The following is an 878-nucleotide window of genomic DNA, read 5'->3' as shown; positions in this document are numbered from 1 at the left end:
GGAGAGTTCAGCGTGAATGTATCAGGTTCCGACGGCTATCCAGAAGTCCTTCCTGGCAGCCATTCTGGCCCTCGCCTGCCTGGGGAGAGGGATCCCTACTGTGGCTCGTCCTTGGCCGGAGATTGTGGATTCTGGGCGGCTGCGCGTTGCCGTAAAAGACAACTTGAGGCCGCTGGGGTTTCGCACTCCCCAAGGGGATCTGCAGGGGTTTGAGATCGAGCTGGCTTGTGAGCTGGGATCCCGGCTGTTGGGCTCGGCAGAGGCTGTGGAGTTGGTGCCGGTCTCGAATGTAGAGCGGCTGCAGGTGCTGGCTGACGGCCAGGTGGATTTGGCCATTGCTCAGATCGGCATTACCCCGGATCGGGCGCGCCAGGTGGAGTTCACTTCTGCTTACTATCAGGATGGCCCCAGCTTGGTTGTGGCTCGTTCCCACAACTGGGAAAGCTGGTCGGACTTGCGGGGCGGTCGCGTTGCAGTCTTGCGCGGTTCCAGCGCCATTCCCCTGCTGAATCGATACCTGCCAGGGGTGGAGTTGGTGCCTGTCGATTCCTACCGAGAAGGGGCGGAACTGCTCCTGAAAGGGGCGGTGCAGGGGTGGGCAGCAGATCGCTCGGTGCTGGCAGGGTGGCTAGCAGAGCATCCCCGTCGCGAAAGCGCTGCGGAGCAACAGTTTCAATTTCTGGGATCCCCCTTGGCAACGGTGGGGCTGGGCATTGCCATGCCCAAGGGGCTGCAGCACGCCGAATTGCGGCTGCGGGTGCGCCGAGAACTGGAGAATTTGCGGGCTGAGGGCTGGCTGGCAGAGCGGGCCAGAGCCTGGGGGTTGCCCTAAAGTTGAGGATACTCCCTACTGATACATTTACGCTGAACACTGCTGA

Annotated in this window: 1 protein-coding gene; it reads left to right on the top strand. The window is 61.7% G+C overall.

Features of this window, described 5'->3' with window-relative positions; translation table 11 throughout:
• Window positions 1–16 precede the first annotated feature (16 nt).
• Entirely contained in the window at window positions 17–832 is an 816-nt protein-coding gene (locus tag NW815_RS10380) for a transporter substrate-binding domain-containing protein (protein WP_414415983.1), read from the top strand.
• Window positions 833–878: the final 46 nt, after the last annotated feature.

The organism is Synechococcus sp. R6-7 (assembly GCF_047461695.1).
Taxonomy (GTDB): domain Bacteria; phylum Cyanobacteriota; class Cyanobacteriia; order Thermostichales; family Thermostichaceae; genus Thermostichus.
Note: the sequence above shows the minus strand (reverse complement) of the source record. Positions and strands in the feature narration are given on the sequence as shown.

What these genes read in the sequence shown, in the direction of transcription:
- NW815_RS10380 (WP_414415983.1), top strand. Translation starts at nt 17, where the DNA reads ATGTATCAGGTTCCGACGGCTATCCAGAAGTCCTTCCTGGCAGCCATT.